General features: G+C 69.9%; 12 protein-coding genes. 8 read left to right on the top strand and 4 right to left on the bottom strand.

Annotated features, from left to right (window positions below; translation table 11 throughout):
- The 4 genes from HPY32_RS34355 to glnA all read right to left on the bottom strand — a co-directional run bounded on the left by HPY32_RS34355 (position 1) and on the right by glnA (position 4,417).
- A complete protein-coding gene (locus HPY32_RS34355) occupies positions 1-357 on the bottom strand; it encodes a nuclear transport factor 2 family protein (RefSeq protein WP_067589560.1) in 357 nt (118 codons plus the stop codon).
- Positions 358-451: 94 nt separating this feature from the next.
- The gene (locus HPY32_RS34350) at positions 452-817 is read right to left on the bottom strand and encodes an arsenate reductase family protein (protein WP_067589563.1); all 366 of its coding nucleotides are present in this window, start codon (positions 815-817) and stop codon (positions 452-454) included.
- A gap of 43 nt (positions 818-860) precedes the next feature.
- Positions 861-2,690: a DEAD/DEAH box helicase gene (locus HPY32_RS45140; protein WP_082871504.1), complete on the bottom strand. Its 1,830-nt coding sequence runs from the start codon at positions 2,688-2,690 to the stop codon at positions 861-863.
- 290 nt (positions 2,691-2,980) lie between these two features.
- The gene (glnA, locus tag HPY32_RS34340) at positions 2,981-4,417 is read right to left on the bottom strand and encodes a type I glutamate--ammonia ligase (protein ID WP_067589566.1); all 1,437 of its coding nucleotides are present in this window, start codon (positions 4,415-4,417) and stop codon (positions 2,981-2,983) included.
- Positions 4,418-4,803: 386 nt separating this feature from the next.
- Between glnA and HPY32_RS34335 the strand changes: the two genes are divergently transcribed.
- The 8 genes from HPY32_RS34335 to HPY32_RS34300 all read left to right on the top strand — a co-directional run bounded on the left by HPY32_RS34335 (position 4,804) and on the right by HPY32_RS34300 (position 15,797).
- Positions 4,804-6,615, top strand: a complete 1,812-nt coding sequence (locus HPY32_RS34335) for an AMP-dependent synthetase/ligase (RefSeq protein ID WP_067589569.1) — start codon at positions 4,804-4,806, stop codon at positions 6,613-6,615.
- A gap of 18 nt (positions 6,616-6,633) precedes the next feature.
- Positions 6,634-7,824 carry a PucR family transcriptional regulator gene (locus tag HPY32_RS34330; protein ID WP_067589572.1) on the top strand — a complete coding sequence of 397 codons (1,191 nt, stop codon included), beginning with the start codon at positions 6,634-6,636 and terminating at the stop codon, positions 7,822-7,824.
- A gap of 420 nt (positions 7,825-8,244) precedes the next feature.
- Positions 8,245-9,690 carry a condensation domain-containing protein gene (locus HPY32_RS34325; RefSeq protein ID WP_082871505.1) on the top strand — a complete coding sequence of 482 codons (1,446 nt, stop codon included), beginning with the start codon at positions 8,245-8,247 and terminating at the stop codon, positions 9,688-9,690.
- On the top strand, positions 9,681-11,147 hold the full coding sequence (locus HPY32_RS34320) for a condensation domain-containing protein (RefSeq protein WP_082871506.1): 1,467 nt from the start codon (positions 9,681-9,683) through the stop codon (positions 11,145-11,147). Before HPY32_RS34325 ends, HPY32_RS34320 begins: the two co-directional genes overlap by 10 nt.
- Entirely contained in the window at positions 11,147-12,505 is a 1,359-nt protein-coding gene (locus HPY32_RS34315) for a condensation domain-containing protein (protein WP_067589578.1), read from the top strand. Before HPY32_RS34320 ends, HPY32_RS34315 begins: the two co-directional genes overlap by 1 nt.
- Before the next feature lie 111 nt (positions 12,506-12,616).
- A complete protein-coding gene (locus tag HPY32_RS34310) occupies positions 12,617-13,237 on the top strand; it encodes a TetR/AcrR family transcriptional regulator (RefSeq protein WP_067589581.1) in 621 nt (206 codons plus the stop codon).
- 69 nt (positions 13,238-13,306) lie between these two features.
- Positions 13,307-14,848, top strand: a complete 1,542-nt coding sequence (locus HPY32_RS34305) for an FAD-dependent monooxygenase (protein WP_067589584.1) — start codon at positions 13,307-13,309, stop codon at positions 14,846-14,848.
- Between the two features lie 193 nt (positions 14,849-15,041).
- The gene (locus HPY32_RS34300) at positions 15,042-15,797 is read left to right on the top strand and encodes a hypothetical protein (RefSeq protein WP_067589587.1); all 756 of its coding nucleotides are present in this window, start codon (positions 15,042-15,044) and stop codon (positions 15,795-15,797) included.
- The last annotated feature ends 2 nt before the right edge of the window (positions 15,798-15,799 follow it).

Raw genomic sequence — 15,799 nt, 5'->3', positions numbered from 1 at the left:
TTACGCGGGAACCCTGTCGAGGAACCCGGATACGCGGGCGATGCGCCCGTCGGCCACGGCGATGACGTCGAATCCGACCACCACCGGTTCGGCGTCGGGTGTGCCGAGGTACCAGGTGAATCGGGCGAGGTCGTGGTGGCCGTCCACCGGCCCGAGCGAGAAGCTCAGCCCGGCGAACTGCTGCTGGGCCCCGGCCACGAACTCGTCGATGCCCGCGGGGCCCGAGACGGCGGCCAGCGGGTCGGTGTAGGTGGCGTCGGCGGTGTACAGATCCTCGATCAGCTTCTTGCGCCGCTCGGGGTCCTGCTCGTTCCAGGTGTCGATGTAACGCTGGGCAATGGTGTCGTATTCGCTCATGCACCAAGCATCTTCGATCCCGCGCCGCGCGTCGATTACCCGTCGGGTAATGCTCTCGCGCCCGAATCCCGCTGCGCCGCAGCCCTGATCGCGGTCAGAGCAGCGACCGCAGCGAATCGTCGTCGCGCGCCACCACCGCGCGCGCACCGGCGAACACCAGCGGCCGCTGAATGAGCCTGGGATGCCGGGCCAGGGCCTCGATCCAGTGGTCCCGATCCGCGGGCGTCCGCGACCAGCCCGCCACGCCGAGCTCCCGGGCCTCGTCCTCCCCCGTCCGGGTGATGTCCCACGGCTCGAGCCCGAGCCGGTCCAGCGCCACCCGCAACTCCTCGACGCTCGGCGGCTCCTCGAGGTACCGGCGCTCGCGGTAGGCGACCCCGGCCCCGTCCAGCGCCGCCTTGGCGGCCCGGCTCTTCGAGCAGCGTGGATTGTGCCAGATCTCGATCGGCTCCGATGTCATATCCGCACCCTACCGACCACGCGCGCCGAACCCGCGGCCCGGATCAGCCACGCCGACGACGCGACCCGCCACCGCGGCGCGAGAATTCCGCCAGCCCACCGGTGCTCCCGGCCGGTGCCGCGGCATGCCCGCTCCCGCCCTCGCGGCGCTTGCGCCCGGCCGCACCGGCATTACCGGAACCGTGCGCACCCCGCGCACCACCGGAACGACCCTGCGGCACACCGGCATTGCCGCCGCCCGCACGCCGATCGCGCCCGGCCTCCGCCGAGCCACCCCGACGGTGTCCACCGCCCTCGAGCCCACGACGACCGTCCCCACCCCCGGACACCCGATGAGCACCGGCGCCCTCGGCGGCCCGACGCCCCTCGGCGCCCTTGGCCGCACGACGGGAACCGGCTCCCTCGGCGTCACGACGCACACCGGCACCGTCCGACGTATAGCGAAGACGGGCGTCCGCCGATCCACGGCGAGCACCGGCGCCCTCGGACACGCGACGGGTATCTACGCCCTCCGCGCTACGGGCAGCACCGACCCGACCGCGAGAACGATCGGATCCGCGGCGGGTATCGGTACCTGCCGGTGCGCGCCGGGCGGAGCCGCGGGTGCTACCGACGTCCGAGGTGTGGTACGCGGCAACGGATTCGGGGTTGCCGCGGGCGCGGCGCGACCTGGCCGGTTTCGCGGTGGGGGCGGGCGGAGCGGTCACCAGCGCAGCGATCGGGCCCACCAGGGTGGTGACGGCGGGCGAGTCGGCGGTGACCTGCTGGGGGCGAACGGTGATGGCGGCCTTGCGCATCAGGACGGCCAGGTCCTTGCGCTGGTCGGGCAGCACCACCGTGACCACGTCGCCCGCGGTACCGGCGCGGGCGGTGCGGCCCGAGCGGTGCAGGTAGGCCTTGTGCTCGGCGGGCGGGTCGACGTGGACGACCAGTTCGACGCCGTCGACGTGCACGCCGCGGGCGGCAACGTCGGTGGCCACCAACACCTTCGAGTCACCCGCGGCGAAGGCCGCCAGGTTGCGGTCGCGGGCGGCCTGGGAGAGGTTGCCGTGCAGGTCGACCGCCGGAATACCGGCCGCGGTCAACTGCTTGGCCAGCTTGCGCGCCTGATGTTTGGTGCGCAGGAACAGGATTCGCCGACCCGTGCCGGAGGCGAGCTTGTACACGAGATCCCGCTTGGCGGTGGCGCTTTCGGTCTCGAACACGTGGTGGGTCATCGCGGCGACCGGCGAGTGCGCCTCGTCGACGGAGTGCAGCACCGCCTTCGGCAGGAAGCGCTTGACCAGCTTGTCGACCCCGTTGTCCAGCGTGGCCGAGAACAGCAGCCGCTGCCCGCCCGCCGGTGTCGCGGCCAGAATGCGCGTGACGCCGGGTAGGAAGCCGAGGTCGGCCATGTGGTCGGCCTCATCGATCACGGTGATCCGCACGGCGTCCAGGCTCACCAGCCCCTGCCGCATGAGGTCTTCCAGCCGCCCCGGGCAGGCGACGACGATATCGACGCCCGCCTTCAGCGCCTGCACCTGCCGATGCTGCGACACACCGCCGAAAACGGTGGTCACCCGCATCGAATACGCGGCGGTCATCGGTTCGAGCGCGGCCGCGATCTGGGTCGCCAGCTCCCGGGTCGGCGCCAGGATCAGCCCCAGCGGGCGATTCGGCCGCCGCCCTCCGGCGAGTTCACCGGACAGCCGCGCGACCATCGGGATCGAGAAGGCCAGGGTCTTACCGCTGCCGGTCTTCCCCCGGCCGAGCACGTCGCGCCCGGCGAGGGTGTCGGGCAGGGTATCGGCCTGGATCGGGAACGGTGCGGTGATACCGGCTCGCTCCAGCGCCCGGATCAGGGGTTCGCGGAGGCCGAGCGCGGCAAAGGACATCGATGAATTCACAGTGGTGCCAGGGTCTTTCGGGCTGGGGTGCCGCTTCGCGCGTCGGACCGGGTGCGGTCCGCGCCGGGGCACGGGGTGGCGAGATTGCCGATGGGCAATATCGATCGCCGCAAGGAGAGCCCGTGCCGCACCGCTGGACGCCGGTGCGCCGGATAGCAATCTACGACGCTGGGCGTCGGCGACGCCCGCTGATCATCGTAGCTCGAGACTTGCCGAGAGTCGCATCCGTGTTGTGGCCGTCACCTTCCGCAGCGGCCCGTACCGACCCCTTTTCCGCCCTACACGTCGAAGTACAGGTCGAACTCGTACGGGTGTGGCCGGACGTTGATTTCGGCGATTTCGGTGTCGCGCTTGAGGCGGATCCAGGTGTCGATGAGGTCGTCGGTGAAGACGCCGCCCTGGGTGAGGTAGTCGTAGTCGGCCTCGAGGCGGTCGATGACCGCCGACAGGCTCGCGGGGGTCTGGGTGACCGACGCGGATTCCTCGGGGGTGAGTTCGTAGAGGTCCTTATCGATCGGGGTGGCGGGCTCGATCTTGTTCATGATGCCGTCCAGCCCGGCCATCATCATGGCGGCGAACGACAGATACGGATTGCCGGAGGCGTCGGGGCAGCGGAATTCCAGGCGCTTGGCATTGGGGTTGGCGCCGGTCACCGGAATGCGCACGGCGGCGGAGCGATTGCGCTGGGAATAGACCAGATTCACCGGCGCCTCGAATCCGGGTACCAGCCGCTTGTAGGAATTCACGGTCGGATTGGTGAACGCCAGCAGCGAGGGCGCGTGATGCAGCAGCCCGCCGATGTAGTGCCGCGCCAGATCCGACAGCCCGGCGTAGCCGACCTCGTCGTAGAACAGCGGCGCGCCGTCCTTCCACAGCGACTGATGCACGTGCATGCCCGAACCGTTGTCGCCGAACAGCGGTTTCGGCATGAAGGTCACCGTCTTGCCCTGCTGCCAGGCGGTGTTCTTGACCACGTACTTGTACAGCTGCAGGTCGTCGGCGGCGGCCAGCAGCGTGTTGAACCGGTAGTTGATCTCGGCCTGCCCGGCGGTGCCGACCTCGTGATGACCCTTCTCCAATTCGATGCCCGAGCGCTGCAGATTCGTGCACATGGCATCGCGCAGATCGACGTCGTGATCGTAGGGCGCGACCGGGAAATACCCGCCCTTCGGGCGAATCTTGTAGCCGCGGTTGATGGTGCCGTCCGGGTTGAACTTGGCCCCGGTATTCCAGTCCGCCGACGCCGAATCCACCTCGTAGAAGGCGCCGTTCATGGTGGTGTCGTACCGCACCGCGTCGAAGATGTAGAACTCCGCCTCGGGCCCGAAGAACGCGGTGTCGGCCAGGCCGGTGCTGCGCAGATATTCCTCCGCCTTGCGCGCCACATTGCGCGGGTCGCGGCTGTAGGCCTCGCGGGTGTGCGGGTCGTGCACGAAACAGTTGACGTTCAATGTCTTCGCCGCCCGGAACGGATCGGTCCGACAGGTCCGCAGGTCCGGCAGCAGCAGCATGTCCGATTCGTGGATCTGCTGGAAGCCGCGCACCGACGACCCGTCGAAGGCGATCCCGTCGGCGACCAGGTCGGGCCCGAACATGCTCGCCGGGATCGAGAAATGCTGCTGCACACCGGGAACATCGCAGAATCGGATGTCGACGTATTCCACCTCCTCGGTAGCGATGAATTCCTGGACGCCATCCGTGGTAGGGGTGATCACCGGTAACTCCTCGTGAACTCGCGGCCCGCACACCTTCCGTCAACGATACGGCGTGGCGTCGGGCTCCGGAACGCGAATCGCGTTCCGTACCAAGATCATTCACCACCCGCCCGGCCCCGCGTCCCGCGCGCCCCTGTTCCGGCGGTCGAAATACTGGTAATGTATCTGACCAGTTCCATCGGTTCGCCAGATCGGAGCACGTCGTGATCTGCATAGTCACTGTTCACGCCGCATCCGACCCCGCAATCGTGGTGCACAGTGCACAAACCGCCGGTCGGCGCTCTGCCCGATTGCCGGTACCGCCGCACCCCGCGGATGCGGTCTGCTGGAACCGGACATCGAGGGCACCGCCGTGTCCTCGACCGAGCATGAACCAGAGGTAGGTCGTGAGTTCTTCCGTCGTTGCCGCGGACCGGGCCCGGCCCCGCACCCTGTGCGAGGCGTTCCAGGCCGATGTCGTCCGCCACCCCGACGCCGTCGCCCTGCGCACGCGCGATGACACCGTGCGAATCACCTGGCGCCAGTACGCATCCCGGGTGCGCGCCATCGCCACCGGCCTGGCCTCGCTCGGCGTCGGGCGCGGCGACACGGTCGCGCTCATGCTCACCAACCGCCCCGAATTCCACCTCTGCGACACCGCCGTGCTGCACACCGGCGCCACCCCGTTCTCGGTCTACAACACCAACCCGGTCGCCACCCTGGCCTACCAGTTCGGCAATGCCGGGTGCGCGGTCGTGATCTGCGAGAACCGGTTCGCGCCACAGGTTCTCGCCGCGGCCGGCGAGGCCGCCGCGCAGGGCCACCGGATCGAACACGTGATCTGCGTGGACGCCGCACCCGAGGGCACCGTCGCCCTCGCCGATGTCGAGGCCAGGCCCGCACCCGGCTTCGACTTCGATTCCGCCTGGCGCGCGGTCGATCCGGAGGATCTGCTCACCATCGTCTACACCTCCGGCACCACCGGGCCGCCCAAGGGCGTGGAGCTCACCCACACCAATTTCCTCGAAAACGTCCGCATCGCAGAGGAATTCGGTGGCGGCGGCCCCGACGACCGGGTGGTGTCCTACCTGCCCGACGCGCACGCGGCCAATCGCTGGCTGGCGCACTACCTGTGCCTGGTCGAGGGCGGGCAGATCACCACCGTCCCCGAGCTCGCACAGGTCGTCGACGCCCTCGCCGAGGTGCACCCCACGATCTTTCTGGGCGTGCCGCGCATCTGGGTGAAGGTCAAGGCGGCCCTGGAGGAACGCTTCGCCGCCGAGCCGAATCCGGTGCGCCGCAGGCTGATCGGCTGGGCGATCGGCGTCGGCCGGGCCCGCGCCCGCGCCGTCTCCGACGGCCGCTCGCCCGGCGTGCTCGGCGAACTCGGCTTCCGGGTCGCCGATCGGCTGGTGCTGCGCACCATCCGCGCCCGCATCGGCCTGGACCGCGCGCGCATCGCCGTCACCGGGTCCGCGCCCATCCCCCGCGACACCCACGAGTTCTTCCTCGGCCTCGGGCTGCCGCTGTGCGAGGGATACGGCATGACCGAATGCACCGCGGGAGCCACCCTGACCCGGCCGCGGCGCATCAAGCTCGGCACCGTGGGCACGCCGCTGCCCGGCGCGGAGATCTCCATCGCGCCCGACGGCGAGGTGCTGATCCGCGGCCGGATGGTCATGCGCGGCTACCGCAACGAGCCCGAGAAGACCGCCGAGGCCATCGACGCCGACGGCTGGCTGCACACCGGCGATATCGGCGAACTCGACGCCGAGGGCTATCTGCGCATCGTGGACCGCAAGAAGGAACTCATCATCAACGCGGCCGGAAAGAACATGTCCCCCACCAATATCGAGAACACCGTCACCGAGAGCACGCCGCTGGCGGGCATCGTCGCGGTGATCGGCGACGGACGGCCCTACAACACCGCCCTCATCTGCCTGGACCCCGACCTGGCCGCGGCCTTCGCCGAGCGGAACGCGCTGGCCGACACGAGCATTGCCGCCCTGGCCGCCGAGCCGCGGGTGCGCGCCGCGATCGAGCAGGGCGTCGCCGCCGCCAACGCGAAATTGTCGCGGGTGGAGCAGATCAAGAAATTCGCCGTGCTGCCGGAGGTCTGGGCCCCCGGCGGCGAGTGTCTCACCGCGACCGGAAAACTCCGGCGCAAACCGATCGCCGCGGCCTATGCCGATACCATCGAATCCCTGTATGCCACATAACTCCGGACGGAGGAAGCCGTGGAACCACCGACCCGGGACCAGGCGCTGGAGAACCTCTACCGCCGCGCCGGTGTACTCATGCGGGAATTCTTCGACACCATGCCCCCCTACCGCTCCATTCCGCAGTCGCTGGTGGCCACCGGCCTGGAGCGCGGGACCAAGCTGAACGTCGAACTGTTCTTCGACTTCCTGCGCACCGGGCGGCTGCCCGGCGAGAACGACACCCGCGAGCTGGTCGACCTGGCGCTGGACCGGGTGCGCGACGGCGAGGCGCTGGACGTGGTGCTCGGCCGCTACCGCTCCGGCGCGGAATACATCTTCGACCGGATGCGCGCGGCCGGTTCCGCCGCCGACCGCGAACTGCTCGCCGATATGGCGGTGCCGCTGCTGCGGTATGTCACGGTGCTGGTCGAACGCATCGCCACCGCCTATGTGCGCCGCGCCCACGATCCGCGCTGGGAACTGCTGGAACGCCGCCGCGGCATCGCCGACGCCCTGCTCACCGGCCGCGATCCGGTGGAGTGGGCCGACGAACCCGCCATCACCGTGCCCGACGGATTCCTCATCGCGGTGTTCCGGCTGGCCGCGGCCGCCACCCGCGGCCGCCACGGCGTCGACACCAGCGAGCTGCGGCACTGCATCGAGGCCATTCCCGGGGTGTTCCTGCGGCTGGACAGCGGCGGCTGGACCGCGCTGGTGCCGCTGCTGCCCGGCGACGACGGCACCGCCACCGCCGCCGGACTGTCCGGCCGCCTACCCGGCCGCGATCCCGAACTGCCGCCGCCGTTCTGGGTGGGCGTCGGGCCCGCCCGCAGCCGCGCCGACATCCCGGACGTCTACGCCGAGGCGCGCGTGCTCGCCGAACTGGGCCGCTGCCTGGACCGTTCGGAACTGCTCTGCCGCCGCCGCGACCTGCAGTTCGAATACACCGTCGCGGCCAGCGGGCCCGCCCGGCCCGGCCTGGCGATCGTGCTCGCGCCGCTGGACAGCCAGCCGCTGCTGGCCGAGACGCTGGAGGTGTTCGTCGACACCGGCTTCAACCAGCTCGCCACCGCCCGGCTGCTCAACATCCATCGCAACACCGTGACCTACCGGCTCGCCCGCGTGCACGAGCTCACCGGGCTGGATCCGCACCGGCCGACCGACGCCATGACGCTGTCGGCGGCCCGCATCGCGCGGCGGCTCGAATCCGCCTCGTTCGCACCGTAAGCCGGGTAACACTGCTGGTCCGGCATAGTGCGCCACGCCACGCGGACGGCGTGCCGCAGGCTTGTAAAAATCAGGAGAAGTCGAAGTGAATTCCGTCGTACCAGATCGAGGCTGGCGGCGGAGAATCTGCCTACCGAGCGATAGTTGACACATCATTCCAACTGGCAGTAGTACTTCAGTCCGAAATTAGCTACAAGATTGCTACCGGATTGTTATGCGACGAAACCGCTCCGTGACAGAGCTCACCGTCACATTCGTCGCTCCCATGATTTAGAGTCATGCCCATTCCGGCGTACGACGAGGTCACCGGCACAATCCGACAATCAGAGCACGCACCGGCGCGCGCCGATAATTTCCCCGACACACCGGAAATACTTCTTCCGGTTGGAATTACCTGAACACTCCGGATGAGGGCTGTCAATGGAATTCATCGAGCTGGCCGACTACCCCCTGCACGCCGGCCACGTCATCGAATGGCTACCGACCGCACAATCACACTGGGCCCACTGGCCGCGCGATACCCGATCGGTCTCCTACAATCACGAATATCATCTCCGGAATGCCTTGGAGCACAGCCGGATTCGCAATCCGCAGCCCAGCTGGCTGGGGCACGTCGTCCGCATCGACGGGCCGCTCGATCCGGCCGCGTGGCGAAAGGCGTTGGAGGCGTGGGTCGATCGGCACGAGGTGCTGCGCAGCCACGTCACCTTCGAGGGCGGCACGCCCGCCCGCTACACGCTGCCGCCGGGCGCGGTGCAGGTGCGGCCGGTCGACGCCGGCCGACCGACCTCTGTCATGGCCAGCTACCGCCTGGTGCAGCGGCTGCTCGACGAACGCACCTCCCCCCTGGACTGGCCCTCGCACCTGTGCGTGACCATCGCCCGCACCAACTCCTTCACCGCCGTCGTCGCCGCGGATCACTCGGTGATGGACGGCTATTCGACCACCACCATCGGCGGTGAGCTGCGCGCCCTCTACGAGGCCGCCCGCACCGGCGCCCCGGCCGAGCTGTCGGAGACCGCCAGCTACGTCGACTTCTGCCGGGACGAGCGCGCGCTGGCCGACGCCGTCACCGCCGAGGATCCCGCGGTCGGGATCTGGCGCGAATTCCTGGCCGGGAGCAGCGATTACGATCCCGCCCCGGGCAGCCTGGCCGGGGTCGCCGCCCAGCCCGTCGAACTGGTCGACCGCGGCGCGCCCGCGGATCGGCCGGTGCTGCAACGCAATCTGGCCGTCGAGGTGCTCGACGCGGCGGCCACCGACCGCGCGTCCGCCGCGGCCCGGGAACAGGGTCAGGGTCTGGTCGCGGCCCTGCTGGCGGCCTTCGCTGCGGCCCAGACCGAACCGACCGGCGCGCCGGACTTCCGCACGGTGGTGCCGATGCACACCCGCCGCGAGCGGCGCTGGGCCGACAGCCTCGGCTGGTACGTCGGCCTCGCGCCGTACTGGATCGACTGCGACGCCCGCGGTCTGGCCGACCTGGTCGGCCCGGCCGGGACCGAGCTGCGCCGGGTGGGCCCGGCCGCCTCGGTGCCCTTCGCGCGAGTGTGCGAGCTGCTCGAGGTGCAGCCGCGCATCTCGTTCATGGTGTCCTACATGGACATCCGCTCGATCGTCGGCGCGGATCGCTGGATCGAGTCCGATACCCGCTGGCTGCGCAGCCGGTGCTCGTCGACCGACGAGTACTTCTTCTGGTTCCTGCGCACCCAGGCCGGGGTGACGCTCAACATGCGCTACCCCGGCACCGCCCGCGCCACCCGCGACGTCCACCGGCACGTGCTGCGGGTGCGCGAACTGCTCGGCGCGTACGCCCGCCACGGCGACGCCCACCTCCGGATCGGACAAGGAGCACCCACATGGAGATGACCCACCTCAGCGAGTGGCTGCCCAAGCCGGGTGAACTGCTCGAATTCGTGCCCGTCGCACGCACTGTCGCCGCCGTGGCACCGACCTCCGTCGCGACCGTGCCCGCCTCGTTCATCCAGGAGTTCCACATCCGGTACTGGCACGGCCGCCGCCTGGCGTCCGCGCCGGAGGAGCTGGCCGACAACGTCCGCAACGAGCTGTCGATGTGCTTCAGCATGGCGGTCCCGCTCGACCGGGTGGCGCTGCGCCAGGCCTACACCGAATATCTGCGCCGGCACGACAGCCTGCGCTGCTGGTTCGATATCGCCGAATCGCCGGAAACGCCGCTGGTCGGGCACGTTCTCGACCCGGAGGCGGTCGAGCTGGCGACGGTCTCGCTGGGCAGCTTCGACTCCAGCGAGGAGCTGCGCGACCGGCTCGGCGTGCGATTCCAGACCCCGGACCCGACCGGCTGGCCCGCCTTCACCCTGGGCGCGATCGACCACGGCATGGACGGCTTCACCGTCTACGTCAGCTTCGACCACGCCTTCACCGACGGCACCTCGCTGGTCGCGTCGATCTTCGAGGTGCACCAGCTCTACACCGCTTTCGCCGCCGATCGCGAACCCGAGCTGCCGCCCGTGACCGGTTACGCCGAGTACGCGCGCCAGGAGCGCGACACCGTCGCCGCGCAACCCCCGGAGCTCGAGCGGCTGGCGCAAATCCTCGCCGACAATGTCGACAACATCCGGCCCACGCCGTGGGAGTTGGGCCTGGCGCCGGGCGAATTCGGCGACAGCACCGGCACCCGGTACGACCTGCTCACCGGCGACGAGGTCAACGCGTTCACCGAGGTGTGCGCGGCCAACGGCGACTCGTTCGCCTCCGGCCTCTACGCCGCCATCGCGCTGACCGAGCTCGAATTGGCCGGGCGCACCCGGTATCTCGGGCTCAACGTGGTCGGCACCCGCCTCGATCCGCGGTTCCAGTTCACCCAGGGCTGGTTCATCAATCTGGTGCCGGTCGCCTTCGAGGTGGGTGAGGCGGCGCGGTTCACCGAGCTGGTGGGGCGGGCCCGCGGCGCACTCAACGACATCAAGCCGCTCAGCGGCATCCCGCTGCTGGCCGCGCTGCGCCGCGCCACGGAACTGACCGGCGGACGGGAGTTCCCGCAGGTGCGGGACTGGCCGTGGGTCTCCTACATGGACATGCGGCCGATCTCGGGCGCGATGCTGGAACAGTCGCTGCCGGGTCTGAACGGCATCCGGGGCCTGAGCTCGTCCTCGCGGATCGGCCAGCCCTCGCCGCTGTGGTTCAACCGCGAGCACGACCGCGTGCACGTCGCGGTCATGTTCCCGGACACCGCGATCGCGCACGCCTCGGTCAACGAGTATCTGGACCGGCTGCGCACCGTGTGCCGCAGCATCGCCACCGCCGGTGAATACGGCACGGTCCCGGTGGGTTCGGAGGCGACCTGATGCGTTTGCTGTTCCTCGACCAGCTGGCGCCCGAACCCGGCACGCTGGTGGAGTGGTCGGTGTCCGCCCGGCCCGGACCGACGCCCGATCCGACGCCGCCCACGTCGAATCAGATCATCCACCTGTCCGGCACGGGGCCGACCACCTGGCTGGCCGCCACCTTCGACGTCGCCGGGCCGATCGACGAGGCCGCCCTGCAGGCCGCCTTCGCCGCCTGGCTCCCCCGCCACGACGCCCTGCACTGCTGCTTCGGCGCCGGGCCGACCGTCAATCTGGTGTCCGACAGCGATATTCGGCTCGAGCGCCGCAGGCCGGTGTACGCCGCCACCCCCGGCGAACTGCGCGACCTGCTCGGCGCCCGGCTGGATGCGGCCTGCGCGCCGTTCACCTTCCCGCCGTACTTCCTCGGCGCGGTCAGCAGATCCGAAACCTCCACGGTCATCTGCGGATTCGATCACGCGGTGTGTGACGCGTGGTCGATCACGGTGGCCGTCACCGAACTCGACGAGCTGTATCGCGCGGCACACGAGGACGGTCCGGCGGGCGCGGTGACGGCGCTCGAAAGACTGCCCGAGGCAAGCAGTTTCCTGGCCTACTCCACCCGCGAGGCGGCGGTCCCGGCGATGACCACCGATCCGCTGCTGCGCGAGTGGCGGGAGTTCCTGAGCGCGGCCGGGAACGATCTGCCGCACTTCCCCATGGATCTGGGCGTGCGATCGGGCGAGCTGGCGCCGCCGGGCAGCGACGTGCGCACGGTGCTCGGGCCGGGGACGACCGCGGGCCTGCACCGGGCCACCCGGGCGGGCGGTCACTCCCTGTTCGCCGTGCTGCTCGCGGCGGTCGCGCAGGCCACCGCGAAGCTGGACGGCAGCGACCACACCGACCTGGTGTTCCCCGTACACACCAGGCGAGAACCGCGGCACCACAACACCTTCGGCTGGCTGGTGTCCAACGCACCGGCGCGCATCCAGGTCGGTCCCGATCTGGCCGCCACCATTCCCGGTGCGGCACAGGCGATCCGGTCCGGGCAGCGGCTGGCGCAGGTCCCGGCGACCCGGGTGCTCGCCGCCCTGGACGGCGAGCTGCGCCGGGAGCGGCACGGGCTGTTCAGCGTGTCCTACGCCGACTACCGGCAGCTGCCGGGCGGCTCCCGCAGCGAGCTCGGACTCTCGTTGCCGCGCAACGCGACCCACATCAGCCGCACCGCACCGCTGGACGACGTGCAGCTGTGGTTCGCCCGCACCGACGACGGGCTCGCGCTGCGCACCCGCTATCCCGACACCCAGACCGCGCGGGCGGTGGTCGCCGAGTTCCTCGGCGTCGTCACCGATCTCGTGCAGACGGCCGCTCAGGGCTGAGCGACCGGCGCGATCGCCAACGGGGTCGGTCGAGCCATACAGATGCCCATCGGGCAAGTTTTCTCGTAAGGAAATCTTGCTCGGTGGGCATCTTTCTGTCATGCTTGGTGTATGCCCACCGAACAGACCCCCGGTCTCCGGGAGCGCAAGAAGCTCGACACCCGCAAGGCGCTCAGCGACGCCGCGCTGGATCTGGTCTTCGAGCTCGGCCTGGAAAACGTTGTGCGCGAGGACATCGCGGCACGGGCCGGGGTCTCGGTGCGCACCTTCAACAACTACTTCAACGGTAAGTTCGACGCCCTGGCCTACCGCCAGATCGAGCGGATGCACCGCACCATCGCGGCATTCCGCGCCCGCCCGGCCGACGAGCCGACCTGGACCGCGGTCACCACGGCGGTGTTGGAGACCCTCGAGGCCGACCGCGTCGGGTGGGGGGCGCCCACCGCGGCGCAGATGCACGAGATCCGCAAGTTCGTCCGGTCGCCGGAGGTGCAGGCCTCGATGACACGCGGCGCCCTCGACGAGTTCGTCGCCGCGATCGCCGAGCGCACGGGCCTGGACCCGCAGCGGCATCCGTACCCCCGCCTGGTGGCCGGGATAACCCTCGCCGTCCATCAGAGCGCCCTGGAGGTCTACATCCACGCCGATCCGCCGGTGATCGTCACCGATCTGCTCCGGGAGGCGTTCGCGGCCGTCGCCGCCGGACTCCCGGACCCGTCCGGCGGGGTATGACCCGCCGTAGTTCCTCGTCCCTTCGATCCGAATATCTGAATAACCACTCCGTCAGGGGGTTTACTCGTCATGTCCGAAACACGGTGCGATGTCGTTATTTCCGGTGGTGGGCCGAACGGGCTCATGCTCGCCTGCGAGCTGGCGCTCGCGGGCATCACGCCGATCGTGCTGGAGCGGCTGCCCGAACCGTCGGTCGAGCAGAAGGCCAACGGCATGATCGGCCAGGTGGTGCGGGCCATGGATATGCGCGGCCTGTACCCGGATTCGCCGCCGCGGCCGATGGACGGCTTCCTCTTCAGCGGCATGCCTCTGAATCTCGGCCTGCTGCACGACAATCCGATGCATGCCTGGATGATCCCGCAGCCCGACCTGATCCGGCTGCTGGTCGAGCGGGCCCGGGAACTGGGTGTCGACATCCGCTGGGGGCATACCCTCACCGACTTCACCCAGGATGCCGACACCGTCACCGCATCCGTCACGACCCCGTCCGGCGAGCGGCGGTTCACCGCCCGATACCTGGTGGCCGCGGACGGCGGAAAGAGCCTGGTGCGCAAGCGGTCCGGGATCGACTTCCCCGGGCACACCAATCCCAACCAGGTCTCGCGCATGGGGCACGCGATGGTTCCCGACGAATTCCGCACGCCCACGGGCGATCTCCGGATCCCCGGCGTCGAAGACCTGCACTGGGGTCACAATCGCCTCGAGCGCGGCATGTTCATCTTCGCCGAACTGCAGCCGGGCCGACCCCTGGTCGCCGTCATGGAATTCGACGCCGAACCGGTCGACGACAGCATTGCGATGACGTTCGACGAACTCCGCGAGAGCGTGTCGAGAGTGCTCGGCGCCGACCTGCCGATACAGCCGCCGACCTGGGCGGGCGTGCCCGCGCTGCGTCGGATCAGCGGCCAGAACACCCGGCTGGCCGAACGGTACCGCGACGGTCGCGTGCTGTTGCTGGGCGATGCGGCACACGTGCACTCGGCCATCGGCGGCCCGGGCCTGAATCTCGGCCTGCAGGACGCGCTCAACCTCGGCTGGAAGCTCGCCGCGCAGATCCGGGGCTGGGCGCCGGAGGGTCTGCTCGACACCTACGAGTCCGAACGGCGCCCGATCGGCGAGCGGGTGATGATGAGCTCCCTCTCGCAGAGCGCGCTCATGGCCTCCGGCCCCGAGGTGACCGCGCTGCGGCAGCTGTTCGGGGAGTTGCTGACCATACCGTCCACCGTCGAGCACATCGCCCGCACCATGTCGGGGACCGATATTCGCTACGACGTCGGCAGCGACCACCCGCTCGCCGGGCGCTTCTTCCCGGAGGCGACGGTCGAAACCGGCACGGGCCCACGGCGAATCGCCGAACTGTTGCATTCCGGACGACCGCTGCTGCTCGACCTCACCGGCGCGCTCGCCCCGCACGCCGCCGACTGGTCCGACCGCGTCGACACCGTCGCCGCCACCGCGGCCGACGCACCGGCGGCCGCCCTGCTGATCCGTCCCGACGGCTACATCGCCTGGGCCACGGACGATTCCGAGCCCGGCGACCTCCCCGAGGTTCTGGCGCGCTGGTTCGGCCCGGCGCGCGCATTGGTCGCCGACCGATCGCCGATCGAATGAAGGTATTCGATACCGGCCGGTGTTGAATTCCGAAAGGTTCTATACCGCAAGGTATTCTCGGGGCATTGCCAGCGGAAATGACTGTCTCACAGACATTTTCGGGGCAATGTCCGGACATCCCCGGCCCGCGGTGTGTACCGTCTCGTTACACGAACCCGCACGGGGATTCCCGCCGAATTGTCCGAGGACGGCCATGTCGCCTGAACTCATCGACGAACTGTATCGATTGGAAAATGCGCGCAGCACCGGCATATTGTCCGTCGGAGACGGCGCATTTCACCTCGCGGACGGAACCATCGCCGCCGCCGAATGCCACCGCACGACCGGGCTGGATCGGCTCGTCGTCGAATCGGGTGCGGCCACCGTCGACGAATGGCGGCGGATTCGCGCCGGGGATTCCGGCCGATTGCTGCATCGGCCTCGGCTGGAAACGCTTGCGCTGCTGTCGATCTTCGACGCCGCCTATTTCCTGCTGGCCGCCCCGGCGGAGCCGGAATTCCGGCCCGCGCCCCGGCACTGGCTCACCCCGGTCTGCCGCGTCGCCCCGCGCGCACTCGTCGACGAATGCGCGCGCCGCGGCGATCCGGCCGCGGGCCCGTGGCCGGTGGATCTGGTCGACCGCACGCCCGTGGTGCCGGTCCGCCACGTGCGGCGTCGGCACCCGGTGCTCACCGACGCCCAGGCCGAGGTGCTCGCGGCCACCGATGCCCGGCGCAGCGTCACCGCCATCGCCCACGACCTCGGCCGCACGACCTACGGCTGCCTCACGGCCGTGCGGGAACTCACCGCGGCCGACCTGATCCAGCGCCCCGACTCGGCGACCACCGCGCCGCTCCCCCAGCGGCGACGGAGGACGCCGAGGACCGGGCCGTCCGACCCCGGCACTCAGGAACCGGTCGACTGCGACATGCTGCTCCGCGTCCGCGCGGCCCTGTGGGAGCTCGCCTGACC

Origin of the sequence: Nocardia terpenica, assembly GCF_013186535.1 — a bacterium.
Taxonomy (GTDB): domain Bacteria; phylum Actinomycetota; class Actinomycetes; order Mycobacteriales; family Mycobacteriaceae; genus Nocardia; species Nocardia terpenica.
The sequence above is the reverse complement of the archived record's forward strand: the minus strand, read 5'-3'. Positions and strand labels throughout refer to the sequence as shown.

Bases quoted from the DNA above. Each gene is read 5' to 3' on its own strand.
- HPY32_RS34300 (WP_067589587.1), top strand. From the start codon at position 15,042: ATGTCGCCTGAACTCATCGACGAACTGTATCGATTGGAAAATGCGCGC.
- HPY32_RS34355 (WP_067589560.1), bottom strand. From the start codon at position 357: ATGAGCGAATACGACACCATTGCCCAGCGTTACATCGACACCTGGAAC.
- HPY32_RS34315 (WP_067589578.1), top strand. From the start codon at position 11,147: ATGCGTTTGCTGTTCCTCGACCAGCTGGCGCCCGAACCCGGCACGCTG.
- HPY32_RS34305 (WP_067589584.1), top strand. From the start codon at position 13,307: ATGTCCGAAACACGGTGCGATGTCGTTATTTCCGGTGGTGGGCCGAAC.
- HPY32_RS34320 (WP_082871506.1), top strand. From the start codon at position 9,681: ATGGAGATGACCCACCTCAGCGAGTGGCTGCCCAAGCCGGGTGAACTG.
- HPY32_RS34350 (WP_067589563.1), bottom strand. From the start codon at position 817: ATGACATCGGAGCCGATCGAGATCTGGCACAATCCACGCTGCTCGAAG.
- HPY32_RS45140 (WP_082871504.1), bottom strand. From the start codon at position 2,690: ATGTCCTTTGCCGCGCTCGGCCTCCGCGAACCCCTGATCCGGGCGCTG.
- HPY32_RS34310 (WP_067589581.1), top strand. From the start codon at position 12,617: ATGCCCACCGAACAGACCCCCGGTCTCCGGGAGCGCAAGAAGCTCGAC.
- HPY32_RS34325 (WP_082871505.1), top strand. From the start codon at position 8,245: ATGGAATTCATCGAGCTGGCCGACTACCCCCTGCACGCCGGCCACGTC.